Origin of the sequence: Serratia quinivorans, assembly GCF_052113645.1 — a bacterium.
Classification (GTDB): domain Bacteria; phylum Pseudomonadota; class Gammaproteobacteria; order Enterobacterales; family Enterobacteriaceae; genus Serratia; species Serratia quinivorans_B.
The window spans coordinates 185,584-200,978 of the sequence record NZ_JBIEIU010000002.1; the positions used below are offsets into that span (position 1 = coordinate 185,584).

At 60.3% G+C, this 15,395-nt stretch carries 13 protein-coding genes; all 13 read left to right on the top strand.

Annotated features, from left to right (window positions below; genetic code table 11):
* Nucleotides 1–6 precede the first annotated feature (6 nt).
* The 13 genes from ACGS9J_RS06145 to ACGS9J_RS06205 all read left to right on the top strand — a co-directional run bounded on the left by ACGS9J_RS06145 (nucleotide 7) and on the right by ACGS9J_RS06205 (nucleotide 15,377).
* The gene (locus ACGS9J_RS06145; protein ID WP_012005575.1) at nucleotides 7–336 is read left to right on the top strand and encodes a YbaB/EbfC family nucleoid-associated protein; all 330 of its coding nucleotides are present in this window, start codon (nucleotides 7–9) and stop codon (nucleotides 334–336) included.
* A complete protein-coding gene (recR, locus tag ACGS9J_RS06150) occupies nucleotides 336–941 on the top strand; it encodes a recombination mediator RecR (protein ID WP_061806810.1) in 606 nt (201 codons plus the stop codon). The genes ACGS9J_RS06145 and recR overlap by 1 nt, the downstream gene beginning before the upstream one ends.
* 138 nt (nucleotides 942–1,079) lie before the next feature.
* Nucleotides 1,080–2,945, top strand: coding sequence for a molecular chaperone HtpG (gene htpG / locus ACGS9J_RS06155; RefSeq protein ID WP_442230123.1), 1,866 nt, complete (start codon nucleotides 1,080–1,082; stop codon nucleotides 2,943–2,945).
* 203 nt (nucleotides 2,946–3,148) lie between these two features.
* Entirely contained in the window at nucleotides 3,149–3,793 is a 645-nt protein-coding gene (gene adk, locus ACGS9J_RS06160) for an adenylate kinase (RefSeq protein ID WP_442230124.1), read from the top strand.
* Between the two features lie 167 nt (nucleotides 3,794–3,960).
* A complete protein-coding gene (locus ACGS9J_RS06165) occupies nucleotides 3,961–5,094 on the top strand; it encodes a sugar diacid recognition domain-containing protein (protein ID WP_442230125.1) in 1,134 nt (377 codons plus the stop codon).
* Between the two features lie 118 nt (nucleotides 5,095–5,212).
* Complete coding sequence (locus ACGS9J_RS06170; RefSeq protein ID WP_442230126.1) at nucleotides 5,213–6,478, top strand: GntP family permease; 1,266 nt, start codon at nucleotides 5,213–5,215, stop codon at nucleotides 6,476–6,478.
* A 9-nt stretch (nucleotides 6,479–6,487) separates the two neighbouring features.
* Nucleotides 6,488–7,636 (top strand): glycerate kinase, encoded by a 1,149-nt coding sequence (locus ACGS9J_RS06175; RefSeq protein ID WP_442230127.1) that lies wholly within the window; start codon nucleotides 6,488–6,490, stop codon nucleotides 7,634–7,636.
* A gap of 146 nt (nucleotides 7,637–7,782) precedes the next feature.
* Nucleotides 7,783–8,745: a ferrochelatase gene (hemH, locus tag ACGS9J_RS06180; protein ID WP_442230128.1), complete on the top strand. Its 963-nt coding sequence runs from the start codon at nucleotides 7,783–7,785 to the stop codon at nucleotides 8,743–8,745.
* Nucleotides 8,746–8,835: 90 nt separating this feature from the next.
* A complete protein-coding gene (locus tag ACGS9J_RS06185; protein ID WP_182821823.1) occupies nucleotides 8,836–10,140 on the top strand; it encodes an inosine/guanosine kinase in 1,305 nt (434 codons plus the stop codon).
* Between the two features lie 300 nt (nucleotides 10,141–10,440).
* Nucleotides 10,441–11,073 carry a tyrosine-type DNA invertase gene (locus ACGS9J_RS06190; RefSeq protein ID WP_442230129.1) on the top strand — a complete coding sequence of 211 codons (633 nt, stop codon included), beginning with the start codon at nucleotides 10,441–10,443 and terminating at the stop codon, nucleotides 11,071–11,073.
* Nucleotides 11,074–11,493: 420 nt separating this feature from the next.
* Complete coding sequence (locus tag ACGS9J_RS06195; RefSeq protein WP_442230130.1) at nucleotides 11,494–12,045, top strand: fimbrial protein; 552 nt, start codon at nucleotides 11,494–11,496, stop codon at nucleotides 12,043–12,045.
* A gap of 50 nt (nucleotides 12,046–12,095) precedes the next feature.
* The gene (locus ACGS9J_RS06200) at nucleotides 12,096–12,770 is read left to right on the top strand and encodes a fimbrial biogenesis chaperone (protein WP_442230131.1); all 675 of its coding nucleotides are present in this window, start codon (nucleotides 12,096–12,098) and stop codon (nucleotides 12,768–12,770) included.
* An 81-nt stretch (nucleotides 12,771–12,851) separates the two neighbouring features.
* Nucleotides 12,852–15,377 carry a fimbria/pilus outer membrane usher protein gene (locus tag ACGS9J_RS06205; protein ID WP_442230309.1) on the top strand — a complete coding sequence of 842 codons (2,526 nt, stop codon included), beginning with the start codon at nucleotides 12,852–12,854 and terminating at the stop codon, nucleotides 15,375–15,377.
* Nucleotides 15,378–15,395 lie beyond the last annotated feature (18 nt).

Genomic DNA, 15,395 nt, shown 5'->3' on the forward strand with positions numbered 1-15,395 from the left:
ACGACTATGTTTGGTAAAGGCGGTCTGGGCAACCTGATGAAGCAAGCCCAGCAAATGCAAGAAAAAATGCAGCAGATGCAGGAAGAAGTCGCCAAATTGGAAGTGACTGGCGAATCCGGCGCCGGCCTGGTGAAAGTCACCATCAACGGCGCGCACAACTGCCGTCGTGTGGAGATCGACCCAAGCCTGATGGAAGACGACAAGGATATGCTGGAAGATCTGATCGCCGCTGCGATTAACGACGCTGCGCGCCGTATCGACGAAACCCAGAAAGAGAAGATGGCTTCCGTGTCCAACGGCATGCAACTGCCGCCTGGCTTTAAGATGCCGTTCTAATGCAAACCAGCCCGCTCCTTGAAACATTGATGGAGGCGTTGCGCTGCCTGCCGGGCGTTGGCCCGAAGTCGGCGCAGCGTATGGCGTTCCAGCTGTTGCAGCGCGATCGCAGCGGTGGAATGCGCTTGGCGCAGGCGCTGACCCGTGCCATGTCGGAAATCGGCCACTGTGCCGATTGCCGTACGTTCACCGAGCAGGACATCTGCACCATCTGCGCCAATCCGCGCCGTCAACAAAACGGCCAGATCTGCGTGGTGGAAAGCCCGGCTGATATTCACGCCATCGAGCAGACCGGTCAGTTTGCCGGCCGCTACTTTGTGCTGATGGGCCACCTGTCGCCGATGGACGGCATTGGGCCTGGCGATATCGGTCTGGATCGGCTGGAGCAACGGCTGGAAAAAGAAAGCATCACCGAAGTGATCCTGGCCACCAACCCGACGGTAGAAGGTGAGGCAACCGCCAACTACATCGCCGAGATGTGTGGTCAGTATGGCGTAGTTGCCAGCCGCATTGCCCACGGCGTGCCGGTGGGCGGCGAACTGGAAATGGTCGACGGCACCACGCTGTCGCATTCCCTGGCCGGTCGTCACGTCATCAAGTTCTGATGCATAGCGGGGCCATCGCGGCCCCGTTAGTTTCCTGCAAAAATTTCCCCTCAGCCGCTTGAAAAACAACGCCCTGACCCCCACTTGATCCTCATTGTCCGATTTTGGTCGTTAGTGTATTTGAGGTAATCAATGAGTATGAAAGGTCAAGAAACCCGCGGTTTCCAGTCTGAAGTAAAACAGCTGCTTCATTTGATGATTCATTCGCTGTACTCCAATAAAGAAATTTTCCTGCGCGAGCTGATCTCCAACGCCTCGGATGCTGCCGACAAGCTGCGTTTCCGCGCGCTGTCGACGCCAGAGCTGTATGAAGGGGATGGCGAACTGCGTGTGCGTCTTTCCTTCGATAAAGAGCAGCGTACGCTGACCATTGCCGACAACGGCATTGGCATGAGCCGTGAGGAAGTGATTGAAAACCTGGGCACCATTGCCAAATCGGGCACCAAAGCCTTCCTGGAGTCCATCGGTTCCGATCAGGCTAAAGACAGCCAACTGATTGGTCAGTTCGGCGTGGGCTTCTATTCCGCGTTCATCGTGGCGGATAAAGTCACCGTGCGCACTCGTGCCGCGGGCGCGCCGGCCGATCAAGGCGTGTTCTGGGAATCTGTCGGCGAAGGCGATTACACCATTGCCGACGTCAGCAAAGAAGATCGCGGTACCGAAATTACCCTGCATCTGCGCGAAGGCGAAGATGAGTATCTCGACGCCTGGCGCCTGCGTTCCGTGATCGGCAAATATTCCGACCACATTGCGTTGCCGGTTGAGATTGAAAGCAAAAACGAAGAAGACGGCACTGTCACCTGGGAAAAGATCAACAAGGCGCAGGCCCTGTGGACCCGCAGCAAGGCTGACGTGACCGACGAAGAGTACAAAGAGTTCTACAAGCACATCGCGCACGACTTTACCGATCCGCTGAGCTGGAGCCACAACCGGGTGGAAGGCAAGCAGGAGTACACCAGCCTGCTGTATATCCCGGCCCAGGCGCCATGGGACATGTGGAACCGCGATCACAAACACGGCCTGAAGCTGTACGTGCAGCGCGTGTTCATCATGGACGACGCCGAGCAGTTCATGCCGAACTACCTGCGTTTCGTGCGTGGCCTGATAGATTCCAACGATCTGCCGCTGAACGTCTCGCGTGAGATCCTGCAAGACAGCCGTGTGACGCAGAACCTGCGCGGTGCGCTGACCAAGCGCGTGCTGCAGATGCTGGAAAAACTGGCTAAAGACGATGCGGAAGGCTACCAGAAGTTCTGGCAGCAGTTCGGCCTGGTGTTGAAAGAAGGCCCGGCAGAAGATGGCGGCAACAAAGAAGCCATCGCCAAGCTGCTGCGCTTTGCGTCGACCCAGAATGACAGTTCGGCGCAAACCGTCTCGCTGGAAGAGTACGTGAGCCGCATGGCGGAAGGGCAAGAGAAGATTTATTACATCACGGCCGACAGTTATGCCGCCGCCAAGAGCAGCCCGCACCTGGAGCTGTTCCGCAAGAAAGGCATCGAAGTGCTGCTGCTTTCCGACCGCATCGACGAATGGATGATGAGCTACCTGACCGAGTTCGACGGCAAGCCGTTCCAATCCGTCAGCAAGGCGGACGACGCGCTGGACAAACTGGCGGATGAAACCGAAGAGCAGAAGGCTGCCGAGAAGCAACTGGAGCCTTTCGTTGACCGCGTGAAAACCCTGCTGGGCGATCGTGTGAAGGACGTGCGTCTGACGCACCGCCTGACCGATACGCCGGCTATCGTTATCACCGATGCCGACGAAATGAGCACCCAGATGGCAAAACTGTTTGCCGCTGCGGGCCAGGAAGCGCCGGCCGTGAAATACATTTTCGAATTGAATCCGGAGCATGCGTTGGTCAAACGCGCATCCGATGTGGGCGATAACGAACAATTCGCCGAGTGGATTGACCTGTTATTGGATCAGGCGCTGCTGGCTGAACGCGGTACGCTGGAGGATCCAAATCAGTTTATCCGTCGCATGAATAAACTGTTGTCCGCATAATTCCGAGTATATACGCCCTTAATCCCCGGATTAGGGGCGTATTTTTTTGTTTTTTCTGCCGATTTTCCGCGTTTTATGCTCTACTTTCTCCCCGTGGTCCCGCAATCGATTTCCTCGCGTACCTTGAGCCGGCCCCCCCTGAAATGGTATGGTTGAGCGTTTTCGCAATTTTATAAAAACTACATAGCAAGGGGATTTACGCAATGCGTATCATTCTGCTGGGCGCTCCGGGCGCTGGTAAAGGTACTCAGGCTCAATTCATCATGGAGAAATACGGTATTCCGCAAATCTCTACGGGTGATATGTTGCGCGCAGCCGTGAAGGCCGGCAGTGAACTGGGCAAGCAGGCGAAAGAAATCATGGACGCCGGCAAGCTGGTGACCGATGAGCTGGTAATTGCACTGGTTAAAGAACGCATCACCCAGGAAGATTGCCGTAAAGGTTTTCTGCTGGACGGTTTCCCGCGCACCATTCCACAGGCTGATGCGATGAAAGAAGCCGGCATCAACGTGGATTACGTGCTGGAATTTGACGTGCCGGACGAGCTGATCATCGATCGCATCGTTGGCCGTCGTGTACATGCGCCATCTGGCCGCGTGTACCACGTTAAATTCAATCCGCCGAAGGTGGAAGGCAAAGACGACGCGACCGGTGAAGAACTGACGACTCGTAAAGACGATCAGGAAGAAACCGTGCGTAAACGTCTGGTGGAATACCATCAGATGACGGCACCGCTGATTTCCTACTACAGCAAAGAAGCTGCGGCCGGCAACACCCAATACCGTAAAATCGACGGCACCCGTAAAGTGACCGAAGTGAGCGCTGAACTGGCGACCATCCTCGGCTGATCGGTTTTTCATTGCTGTGCATAGCGTCAGGCCTTATCCGCCTGGCGTTTTTTTTGCCATTTTTCCGCCGAATTGTGATCGCCGTGGCTTGTTGCGCCAGAGCCCTTTAATCCCCTGCGATAAATGGCGTATAACTGCCCCCAACGCAACCCTCGGGGATCCTCCGCATGCTCGGACCAACCAATTTGCTGGCAGAATCGACCGCACGCCAGATTGTGCAACGGGCGATGAGCATCATCAGCCATTCTGTCAACGTGATGGACAACAACGGCGTCATCATTGCCTCCGGTAATCCCTCACGCCTGTTCCAGCGCCATGAAGGTGCGGTGCTGGCGCTGACGGAGAATCGGGTGGTGGAAATCGATGCGGTGACCGCCGCGCACCTGAAAGGCGTGCGCCCCGGCATCAACCTGCCGTTCAGTTTTCATAGCCGGCAAGTGGGGGTGATCGGCATTTCCGGTGAGCCTGCGCAGGTACGTGCCTATGCCGAACTGGTGAAAATGGCGGCCGAAATGATGGTAGAGCAGGCGGCGTTACTGGATCAAAACCAGTGGGAAAAACGCTACCGCGAGGAGTTGGCGAACCAGTTGCTGCAACCGCAGCCGGCATCGGGATCGCTGGAGGCGATGGCCGCCTATCTGGGACTGGACCTGCAACAGCCGCGTATTGTGTGGATCGTGGAATTGCAGGATACCCAGCCACACCTGCTGCGTGAACTGCTGACGGAGCTGGAGCACACCCAGCGCGAAGCGCTGATCGCCATCACCGGTTTCAACGAAATGATCTTGCTGCGTCCCGCCAGTCTGGTGCAGGGGGCGTGGAGTTTGAAACAGGAGCGCAAGCAGGCGCAGCAGCTGCAAAGTCAGCTTCAGTCGCGCTTCAATCTGCGGCTGATTATCGGCGGGTTCTTTGACGGCGAGGCCGGGTTACACCGCTCAAATCTGACGGCGCGTGCCACGCAGGCGATGGCGCAACGGTTGAAACTGCGCCACAAAACGCTGTTCTATCAAGATCACCCGTTGCCGTCATTGTTGTGCGATCTGGGGGAGGATTGGCGCGCGCAGGAGCTTTCTCGTCCCTGGCAGATCTTGAGTGATCACGATGACAAAGGGGTATTACGCAGCACCCTGCGGCACTATTTTTCGCGGAATTGTGATCAGACGCAGACCGCCACCGAGCTTCATATCCACGTCAATACGCTGCGTTACCGCCTGCAGCGAATTGAGGCCATTACCGGATTAAAAATCAATCAGTTAACTGACGCCTTGCAGCTGTATATCGGCATGCTGATGCACGACTGAGTTGTGTAAAACCACAACTTTTCGGCGCACAGACGCGCGGGTTTTTGTGGCTTTCCCTCACGCTAATCACCGACGCTCAGGATATGTTCTCCCCACACCAACAACGGGGAAAATAATAATGACAACGGTATCCACGCTGGGCGCGCTGGTGGCATTGGTCGTCGCTATCGTCCTGATTTTACGTAAGGTCCCGCCCGCTTACGGCATGATAGCCGGTGCGCTGGCGGGCGGGTTATGCGGCGGCGCCGATCTGGTGCAGACCGTGACGCTGATGATTACCGGCGCCCAGGGCATTACCAACGCGGTGATGCGCATTTTGGCGGCGGGGGTGCTGGCCGGAGTGTTGATCGAATCCGGTGCGGCGCACACCATTGCCGAAACCATCGTCCGCAAAGTTGGGGAAACCCGTGCGCTACTGGCGCTGGCGGTAGCTACACTGATCCTGACGGCGGTCGGTGTATTTATCGATGTGGCGGTGATCACCGTGGCGCCAATTGCCCTCTCCATCGCCCAGAAAGCCGGGATCTCGCGCGCGGCGATCCTGCTGGCGATGATCGGCGGCGGCAAGGCCGGTAACGTGATGTCGCCAAACCCTAACACCATTGCGGCGGCCGACAACTTCCACGTACCGCTGACCTCGGTGATGATGGCCGGCATCGTACCTGGCCTGTGCGGGCTGGTCGTGGCCTATTTGCTGGCCCGCCGGTTGAGCGACAAGGGCGACAAGGTGATGGCCGAGGAACTGACGCAGCAAGCCGAAGGTGACCGTCCGGGCTTTGCTGCGGCGATCAGCGCACCCTTGGTCGCCATTGTTCTGCTGTCGCTGAGGCCGATCGCAGGTATCGCCATCGATCCGCTGATAGCGCTGCCGGTGGGCGGGCTGGCGGGGGCGTTGCTGATGGGCCGCATCCGCCAGTGCAATCAGTTTATGGTTTCCGGCCTGGCCCGTATGGCACCGGTGGCGATTATGCTGCTCGGTACCGGCACGTTGGCGGGCATTATCGCCAACTCGGCGCTGAAGGACGTGCTCATTAACGGGCTGACCCACACCGGCATGCCGGCCTGGCTGCTGGCACCGCTCTCTGGGGCGCTGATGTCGATGGCGACCGCGTCGACGACCGCCGGCACTGCCGTGGCATCTGGCGTCTTCAGCAGTACCTTGCTGGAGCTGGGCGTCAGCGGTCTGGCGGGGGCGGCGATGATCCATGCCGGTGCGACGGTGCTGGATCACCTGCCACACGGCAGCTTCTTCCACGCCACCGGCGGCAGCGTCAATATGGCCGTGCACCAACGGTTGAAGCTGCTGCCTTATGAAACACTGATCGGCTTTACCATCGCGGCCGTCTCGGCGCTGATGTTTGGCGTATTTAATCTGGCGGGATAAGGAAGAGTGATGAAAACGCTGAAAAAAGTGGTGATTGCCCCGGATTCGTTTAAAGAGAGCCTGAGTGCGCTGGCGGTGGCTGAGGCCATCGAGCGCGGCTTTCGCCAGATTTTCCCGCAGGTGCAGTATGTAAAGTTGCCGATGGCGGACGGCGGCGAAGGCACGGTGGATTCGATGGTGGCGGCCACCGGCGGGGAAATCGTCAGGGTCGAGGTCACTGGGCCGCTGGGCCAGCCGGTGCAGGCCTTCTACGGTTTACTGGGGGAGGGAGACACCGCCGTGATTGAGATGGCGGCGGCTTCCGGGCTGCATCTGGCGCCAAAGGGGCAGCGAGATCCGCGCATGACCACCAGTTACGGCACCGGTGAGCTGATCCTGGCGGCGCTGGAACGCGGCGTTAAGGCGATTATTCTTGGCATCGGCGGCAGTGCCACCAACGACGGCGGTGCCGGCATGATGCAGGCGCTGGGGGCGAAGCTGCTGGATGACAAGCAGCAACCCCTCTCGCCGGGCGGGGCAGCGCTGGCGCAGTTGGCGCGCATTGATCTTTCCGGGGTGGACCCGCGTCTGCAGCAGGTGAGCGTCACGGCCGCCTGCGACGTGGATAATCCTTTGTGTGGCGCTAACGGGGCCTCGGCGGTGTTTGGCCCGCAGAAGGGCGCTACGCCGGAGATGGTCACGCAACTGGATGCGGCGTTGCGCCATTACGGCACGTTGCTGGAGCAGGCCACCGGTCGTGAGGTGATCAACGCGCCGGGAGCCGGTGCGGCGGGCGGCATGGGGGCCGCACTGCTCGGCATGCTTAACGCCCGGCTGCGGCCGGGAATTGAGATAGTGATTGAAACCTTACGGCTGGAAGACGCGTTACGCGATGCCGATCTGGTGATCACCGGAGAAGGGCGGCTGGATAGCCAGTCCATCCACGGCAAAACGCCGATTGGCGTGGCGCGGGTGGCCAAGCGTTATGGCTTGCCGGTGATCGGTATTGCCGGCAGCCTGGCGAAAGATTACCAGGTGGTGCACCAGCATGGCATTGACGCCGCCTTTTCGGTGCTTGACCGCGTCGTCTCGCTGGAAGAGGCGCTGGCGGAGGCTGCTGATAATCTGGAGGTCACGGCGCGCAACGTGGCAGCAGTTTGGCGGTTGGCGCAGCGCTAAAATCAATCCCCTTCATGATGGGCAATGCCTGTTGCTGATATCGGTTCCGGCGAGGCGCTTTTCCGTTACAATAGGCGCCATTAATCGAGGTTAACCCCCTGACCCAGAACGGGGGGTTAGCTTGCAAGGAATCAAGGGGAACTGAGATGAAGCAAGAGAAACACGGGGTATTGCTGGTGAACCTGGGCACGCCGGATGCTCCGACCTCGTCGGCGGTAAAACGCTATCTGAAGGAATTCCTCAGTGATGACCGCGTAGTGGATACCGCACCTTTGATCTGGTGGCCGATCCTCAACGGGGCGATCCTGCCGATCCGTTCGCCACGGGTTGCCAAGCTGTATCAATCGGTATGGATGGACGAAGGTTCGCCACTGCTGGTCTACAGCCGCCGTCAGCAGCGCGCCTTGGCTGCACGTATGCCGAACACGCCGATAGAATTGGGCATGAGCTACGGCTCCCCGAGCCTGGGGGAAGCGATAGACAAACTGTTGGCGCAGGGCGTGACCAATCTGGTGGTGCTGCCGTTGTACCCGCAATATTCTTGTTCAACCAGTGCTGCGGTCTGGGACGGAGTGGCCCGCATATTGAAAGGCTACCGTCGCCTGCCGTCGATCAGCTTTATCCGCGACTATGCCGAACACCCGGCCTACATTGCCGCATTGCGTCAAAGCGTTGAGCGTTCGTTCGCTGAGCATGGTCAACCGGATCGGCTGGTGTTGTCATTCCACGGCATTCCGAAGCGTTATGCGCGCCTGGGCGACGATTACCCGCAGCGTTGCGAAGATACATTACGTGCCCTGACCGCCACCTTGCCGCTGGCACCGGACCGGGTCATGATGACCTACCAGTCGCGCTTTGGCCGTGAGCCGTGGCTGACGCCTTATACCGATGAAACCCTCAAAGGGTTGCCGGCGCAGGGCATCAAGCATATTCAACTGATCTGCCCCGGCTTCTCGGCGGATTGCCTGGAAACGCTGGAAGAAATCAAAGAACAGAACCGCGAGATTTTCCTCGGGGCCGGTGGCGAGAAGTTCGAGTATATTTCAGCGCTGAACGATGAGCCGGCGCACATTGATATGATGCAGCAACTGGTGGCGCAGCGCTTCTGATCCCAGAGTGCAAAAGAGTGACAGTCATCATCAATCGGGCAGGAATGTGCTAACATTCTCTGCCTGTTAACTGCCACTGCCGCCAATTAAATGAAATTTCCTGGTAAACGTAAGTCCAAACACTATTTTCCGGTGAACGCCCGCGATCCGCTCTTGCAGCAGGCTCAGCCTGAAAATGAAATCAGCACCTCCTATGTCGTCGGTATCGACCAAACGCTGGTGGATATCGAAGCCAAAGTGGATGACGCCTTCGTCCAGCGCTATGGCCTGAGTCTGGGGCACTCCCTGGTGATTGAGGATGACGTCGCCGAGGCGCTGTATCAGGAACTGATCGACAATAATCTGATCACTCACCAATTTGCCGGCGGCACCATCGGCAATACTCTGCACAATTATTCGGTGCTGGCGGATGACCGCTCGGTCCTGCTCGGCGTGATGTGCAGCAATATCAAGATTGGCAGCTACGCCTATCGCTATCTGTGCAACACCTCCAGCCGAACCGACCTCAACCACCTGCAGGCGGTTGATGGCGCTATTGGCCGCTGCTTCACGCTGATCGGCGAAAGCGGTGAACGTACCTTCGCCATCAGCCCTGGGCAGATGAACCAACTGCGGCCGGAAAGCGTGAAGGAAGAGGTGATTGCCGGTGCTTCGGCGCTGGTGCTGACGTCATACCTGGTGCGCTGCAAGGAAGGGGAGCCGATGCCGGCGGCCACCATGCAGGCCATCGAATTTGCCAAAAAGCACGATGTGCCGGTGGTTCTGACCCTGGGCACCAAGTACGTGATCGCCGACAACCCGCAATGGTGGCGCGACTTCCTGAAACAACACGTGTCTATTCTGGCGATGAACGAAGATGAAGCGCTGGAACTGACCGGATTGAGCGATCCCTTGACCGCTTCTGACATGGCCCTCGAATGGGTGGATCTGGTGTTGTGCACCGCCGGGCCAAACGGCCTGTATATGGCGGGTTATACCGAAGAGTCCAACAAGCGGGAAACTCAGCATCCGCTGTTGCCGGGGCATATTGCCGAATTTAACCGCTATGAGTTCAGCCGCGCCATGCGCCGCGAAAGCTGTGAGAACCCGTTCCGCATCTATTCGCATATTGCACCCTACATGGGTGGGCCGGAGAAAATCATGAACACCAACGGCGCCGGTGATGGTGCGCTGTCGGCGCTGCTACATGATATCGCCGCCAACGGTTATCACCGCAATAACGTGCCTAACTCCAGCAAGCACGTCCGCAGCTACCTGACCTACTCCTCGCTGGCGCAGGTGTGTAAATACGCCAACCGCGTCAGCTATCAGGTGCTGAACCAACATTCACCGCGCCTGACGCGCGGCCTGCCGGAGCGGGAAGACAGTCTGGAAGAGTCTTACTGGGAACGGTAAAAAGCAAAAGTGTTGTTTAATGGCAGGGGCGCTGCATGCTGCGCCCAATAGCAAAATCAAGGAATTAGATCGGGTCGAACCTGTTCGACCCCTGGCGCTTTAGCCCTTTCGCGCGGTTGTCAGCCGCCTGAGGTTTACCCTAAACCGCAACCTCGCAATCCCCAGTCACACCTGTTTACGCCCGCAATCTGTCGCTTCCGTTTACCCAACCTGCACTATACTCCCTGCGCGTCATCTGGTATTAACATCCGACGCCCGGGCCTGGCCTCTTGCCGACCCCGGTCTTTTCGAGGAAAAAGCATGCAAAAAAACCACGCCCACCGTAAGCACCTGACCCGCAACGAGGTCACCCGCCTGTTGCAACAGGCCGCCGTCGGCCGCGCACCCGAACGGGACAGTTGCCTGATTTGGATGGGCTTCATCCACGGCTGTCGCGTCAGTGAACTCAACGGCCTGCGCATCAACGACCTGGACATGGAGAGCGGCAGCCTCTACATGAACCGCCTTAAAAACGGCCTCTCCACCATCCACCCGCTGGAAGCCACCGAGAAAGCCCTGCTGGCCCGCTGGCTGGAAAAACGCCAGTCCTGCCGCAACCTGGAAGATGAAGAGTGGCTGTTTCTGTCGCAGAAGGGCTACCGGCTGTCACGCCAGCGCATTTACCGCATGTTGAAAGCCTACGGCAAACAGGCCGGGCTGACGGTCGCCGCCCACCCGCACATGCTGCGTCATGCCTGCGGCTATGCCCTGGCCGATAACGGCGCCGACACGCGGGTAATTCAGGATTATCTGGGGCACCGCAATATTCAGCATACCGTGCTGTACACCGCCGCCAATGCGGGACGTTTTAAACATTTGTGGCAGGAGAAAAAAGAGCCGGTCAGGGACGCGGAAAACGCGCCAGAAAACGAGGATAAAAATGTAACTTTTTGAACCAAACTGACACATAAGCTAATTATCCCCCGAAAAAAAGTCAATACCCGCCTGTCTTTCATTTTAATCCCACCCGCAACTATTAAAATATCAATTGGTTACACGAATATTTGCCGTTCACCCCTTTTCTCCCCTGTATGTCCCGATAACACATAAAGCGACCTCGCTGCCTCTCATTTTCCTCAACGGACAAATAAAAACTGGTCATTCACACCAAATAAACACCGTCCATGGTGTTTTCCTCTGTTTCTGTCATTCCATCGCGTCGTGAGTAGCATGAAATACGAAATGTCACACTTTGGTTCAAAATGTCTCCTTATCTTCCCGGGAAAACCGGCGAGCCAGACGACAAAAAAGGAAACCCTATCAACGGGTTAATGGAAATTTGTGCTGAGTCACAGGCATTAAGGAATTATGCTCATGAAAAAAACATTACTGGCCACCACCCTGGCCGCCACGGCCTTCCTGTCCACCTCCGCGGCCTTCGCCGCTGACGGCGTCATCAACTTCACCGGCTCCATCACCGACACCGCCTGTGTGGTCGACATCGGTGGCGCGGCCCTGACGGTGCCGCTGGGTAAAATCAGCACCAGCGCCTTCGGCGGCGCCGGCACCACCGCCCCGGCCACCAAGTTTACCCTGCTGGTCAAATCCTGCCCGGCGGCCGCCACCGCCGCCGTCAACTTCGACGGCAACCCGGTCGGCGGCGATGACAAGGTGCTGGCGTTAACCGAGGCCGGCGGAGCCGGTGTGGCCACCGGGGTTGGCGTGCAAATCGCCGACAAGGCCGGCAACCCGGTGCCGATGCGTGGCCTGTCCGGCAACTATGACCTGAAGCAGGGCGACAAGACGGACGCCACCAAAGACATCGTCAACAAGCTGGACTTCACCGCCCGCTATATCGCCACCGCGGCCAGCGTGGGGGCCGGTACGGCCAACGCCACCGCCAACTTCACCATCATCTACAACTGATTTTTCCCACCCCGGACGGCGCAGGCCGTCCTTTTTTCGGAGACCGCACCATGAAATACGGGTTTGCCGCGCTGTGCAGCGGCGTGATGATGTTCAGCAGCCTGGCGCAGGCCGGCGTGGTGGTCGGTGCCACCCGGCTGGTGTACGACGGCGACAAGAAAGAATCCTCACTCAGCGTCAACAACCCGGATGCGCTGCCTTACCTCATCCAGTCCTGGGTCGAGCCGCAGGACGGCCACACCGAAAAAGCCCCCTTCATCCTCACCCCGCCGCTGTTTCGGCTGGAGGCGGGTCGCCAGAACGTGCTGCGCGTGGTGCGGGTCGGGGGTGACCTGCCGGCAGACCGCGAAGCGATGTACTGGCTCAACGTCAAGGCCATTCCCTCGGCGGAGCGACGCGACAACACCCTGCAGATTGCGGTCAAGACCCGCATCAAACTGATTTACCGCCCGGCCGGCCTGAAGGGGCTGCCCGAGGACGTGGCCGGCTCACTGACCTGGCGTCGTCAGGGCACGCAGCTGACGGTCAGCAACCCGACGCCGTTCTACATGAATTTCCAGAACGTCACCCTGAACGGCCAGGAGGTGAAAAACGCCACCTATGTCGCCCCGCACGGCACCGCCAGCTTCAGCCTGCCGGCCACGACGGGCACCGCGGTCAGCTGGCGGGTCATCAATGACTTTGGCGGCGCCGGGGCGCTGCAACAGGGCCGGCTGCAGGAGTAAGCCGCCGGCATATCCTCACCCACAGGGCGCGTAACCGCCCGACAACAAGGACGTGACGTGAGAAGACAACCACAGACACAGATACGGACGGCCCGCAGACCGGTGCTCCCCAGCCGGCTGGCGTGGCTGATAGCCCTGGCCCTGACCGGCACGCTGCCGGTGCAGGCGCGGGATTACTTCAACCCGGCGTTGCTGGAGCTGGACGGCCCGCAGCAGGGCGTCGGCAGCCTGGCGACCTTTGAAGAGAACGGCAGCCAGCTGCCGGGGGACTACCAGGTCGATATCCTGATTAACGACCGCCAGGTCGACAGCCGGATGCTGCGCTTTACCGCCGGGGCCGACGGCCAGGGGCTGCAACCCTGCCTGAGCGTGGCCGACCTGGCCGGGTACGGCGTGCGGGTGGCGCAGTTTCCGGCGCTCGGCACCCCGGACGCGGCCTGCGCCGACCTCACCGCCATTCCCCAGGCCGGGGCCCGCCTGCTGTTCGACAGCCAGCAACTGCTGCTGAGCATTCCCCAGGCGGCGCTGGACCGCCAGCCGCGCGGCTATGTCCCGCCGGCACAGTGGGACGAGGGCATCACCGCCCTGATACTCAACTACAGCCTGAGCGGCGACAACAGCACCGCCGACAACGGCGGGCGCGGGGCCGGCAACAGCGACAGCCAGTACGCCAACCTGCGCCCCGGCCTGAATGCCGGCCCCTGGCGGCTGCGCAACTACACCACCTGGCGTCGCAGCAGCGACGGCCAGGACCGGTGGGACACGGTCTACACCTACGCCCAGCGCGACCTGATTGGCCTGCGCAGCCAGCTGACGCTGGGCGACAGCAGCGCCCCGGCGGAGGTGTTTGATGCGGTGCCGTTTCGCGGCCTGCAGCTGGCGTCCGATGACGAGATGCTGCCCGACAGCCTGCGCGGGTACGCCCCGGTGGTGCGCGGTATCGCCCGCACCCAGGCCGAGGTGGTGGTGCGTCAGAACGGCTATGAAATCTACCGCGCCTTTGTCGCCCCGGGGGCCTTTGTCATCAGCGACATGTACCCCACCGGCGGCAGCGGCGACCTGCAGGTGACCGTCAAAGAGGCCGACGGCAGCGAACAGCACCTGGTGGTGCCCTTCGCCTCCCTGCCGGTGCTGCAGCGCGAAGGCCGGCTGAAATACAGCCTGACCGGCGGGCAATACCGCAGTTACGACCGCAACGTCGACAAGAGCTGGCTGATGCAGGGCACGGCGATTTACGGCCTGCCGTGGAACACCACGCTGTATGGCGGGATGCAGGCGGCACAACACTATCAGTCGGCGGCACTGGGGGTCGGCAACAACCTCGGTGACTGGGGCGCGCTCTCGCTGGACGTGACCCAGTCGCGCAGCCAACCCAAAGACCGGGCAAGCGCCACCGGCCAGTCGTGGCGGGCCCGCTACAGCAAGAACCTGGTGCAGACCGGCACCAATTTCGCCATCGCCGGCTACCGCTACTCGACCGCCGGGTTTTATTCCCTGACCGAGGTGCTGGACGGCTGGCGCACCGCCGACGCGCCCTTGTGGCTGAACGAGCGGCGGCGCAACCGGGCCGAGCTGAGCATGAACCAGCAACTGGGGCCAAGCGCCGGCACGCTGTCGTTCAGTGCGGTGCGCGAAGACTACTGGAACAGCGACCGCAGCCTGGCGTCGCTGGGGCTGGGCTACAGCAACAGCTGGCGCGGCATCAGCTACGGCGTCAACTGGAGCTACAACCGCAACACCCAGGGGGCGACCCGCAGCAATGACCAGCAGATTGCCCTGAACATCAATGTGCCGCTCAACCTGTGGGATACCAACAGCGCCTGGGTCAACTACAGCCTGAACAACACCCAAGGTGGCGCGACCAGCCACAACCTGGGGCTGAGCGGCGTGGCGCTGCGGGACAACAGCCTGAACTGGGGCGTGCAGCAGACCTACGCCACCCGCGGGCAGGGTTACGGCGGCAACGCCAACCTCAATTATCGCGGCACCTACGGCGAGGTGGCCACCGGCTATGCGTATGACCGCAACACCCGGCGGCTGAATTACGGGCTGAACGGCAGCGTGGTGGCGCACCGCAACGGCGTCACCTTCGGCCAGCCGCTGGGCGAGACCGCGGTCCTGGTGGCCGCCCCGGGTGCCGCAGGGGCCAGCATCGCCAACCAGACCGGGGTGCGTACCGACTGGCGCGGCTACGCGCTGGTGCCGTACCTGTCGCCGTACCGGCGCAGCGAAGTGGCGCTGAACGCCGGCACGCTGGCGGACGACGTGGACCTGCCGCAGAGCAGCCAGCGGGTGACACCGACGCGTGGGGCGATTGTGCGGGCCGACTTCCGGCCGCGGATTGGCGCACGCATGCTGATGACGCTGACCCAGGCCAACGGGCAGCCGGTGCCGTTCGGGGCCACGGTGAGCGACGCCGACCCGCAGGCGATGCAGGGCAGCATTGTCGGCGACGGCGGCCAGGTGTACCTGAGCGGGGTGGCCCAACGCGGCAGCCTGCGGGTGAAATGGGGCAACGGCCGTGGCGGCCGCTGCCGGGTCAATTATCAATTACCGGGCACCCCGCCGCCGGGCGGCGTGGTGCAGATGAATGGGGTGTGTCAGTGAAAGAGCAAATGAAAGCGT

What these genes read in the sequence shown, in the direction of transcription:
- ACGS9J_RS06145 (WP_012005575.1), top strand. Translation starts at nt 7, where the DNA reads ATGTTTGGTAAAGGCGGTCTGGGCAACCTGATGAAGCAAGCCCAGCAA.
- recR (WP_061806810.1), top strand. Translation starts at nt 336, where the DNA reads ATGCAAACCAGCCCGCTCCTTGAAACATTGATGGAGGCGTTGCGCTGC.
- htpG (WP_442230123.1), top strand. Translation starts at nt 1,080, where the DNA reads ATGAAAGGTCAAGAAACCCGCGGTTTCCAGTCTGAAGTAAAACAGCTG.
- adk (WP_442230124.1), top strand. Translation starts at nt 3,149, where the DNA reads ATGCGTATCATTCTGCTGGGCGCTCCGGGCGCTGGTAAAGGTACTCAG.
- ACGS9J_RS06165 (WP_442230125.1), top strand. Translation starts at nt 3,961, where the DNA reads ATGCTCGGACCAACCAATTTGCTGGCAGAATCGACCGCACGCCAGATT.
- ACGS9J_RS06170 (WP_442230126.1), top strand. Translation starts at nt 5,213, where the DNA reads ATGACAACGGTATCCACGCTGGGCGCGCTGGTGGCATTGGTCGTCGCT.
- ACGS9J_RS06175 (WP_442230127.1), top strand. Translation starts at nt 6,488, where the DNA reads ATGAAAACGCTGAAAAAAGTGGTGATTGCCCCGGATTCGTTTAAAGAG.
- hemH (WP_442230128.1), top strand. Translation starts at nt 7,783, where the DNA reads ATGAAGCAAGAGAAACACGGGGTATTGCTGGTGAACCTGGGCACGCCG.
- ACGS9J_RS06185 (WP_182821823.1), top strand. Translation starts at nt 8,836, where the DNA reads ATGAAATTTCCTGGTAAACGTAAGTCCAAACACTATTTTCCGGTGAAC.
- ACGS9J_RS06190 (WP_442230129.1), top strand. Translation starts at nt 10,441, where the DNA reads ATGCAAAAAAACCACGCCCACCGTAAGCACCTGACCCGCAACGAGGTC.
- ACGS9J_RS06195 (WP_442230130.1), top strand. Translation starts at nt 11,494, where the DNA reads ATGAAAAAAACATTACTGGCCACCACCCTGGCCGCCACGGCCTTCCTG.
- ACGS9J_RS06200 (WP_442230131.1), top strand. Translation starts at nt 12,096, where the DNA reads ATGAAATACGGGTTTGCCGCGCTGTGCAGCGGCGTGATGATGTTCAGC.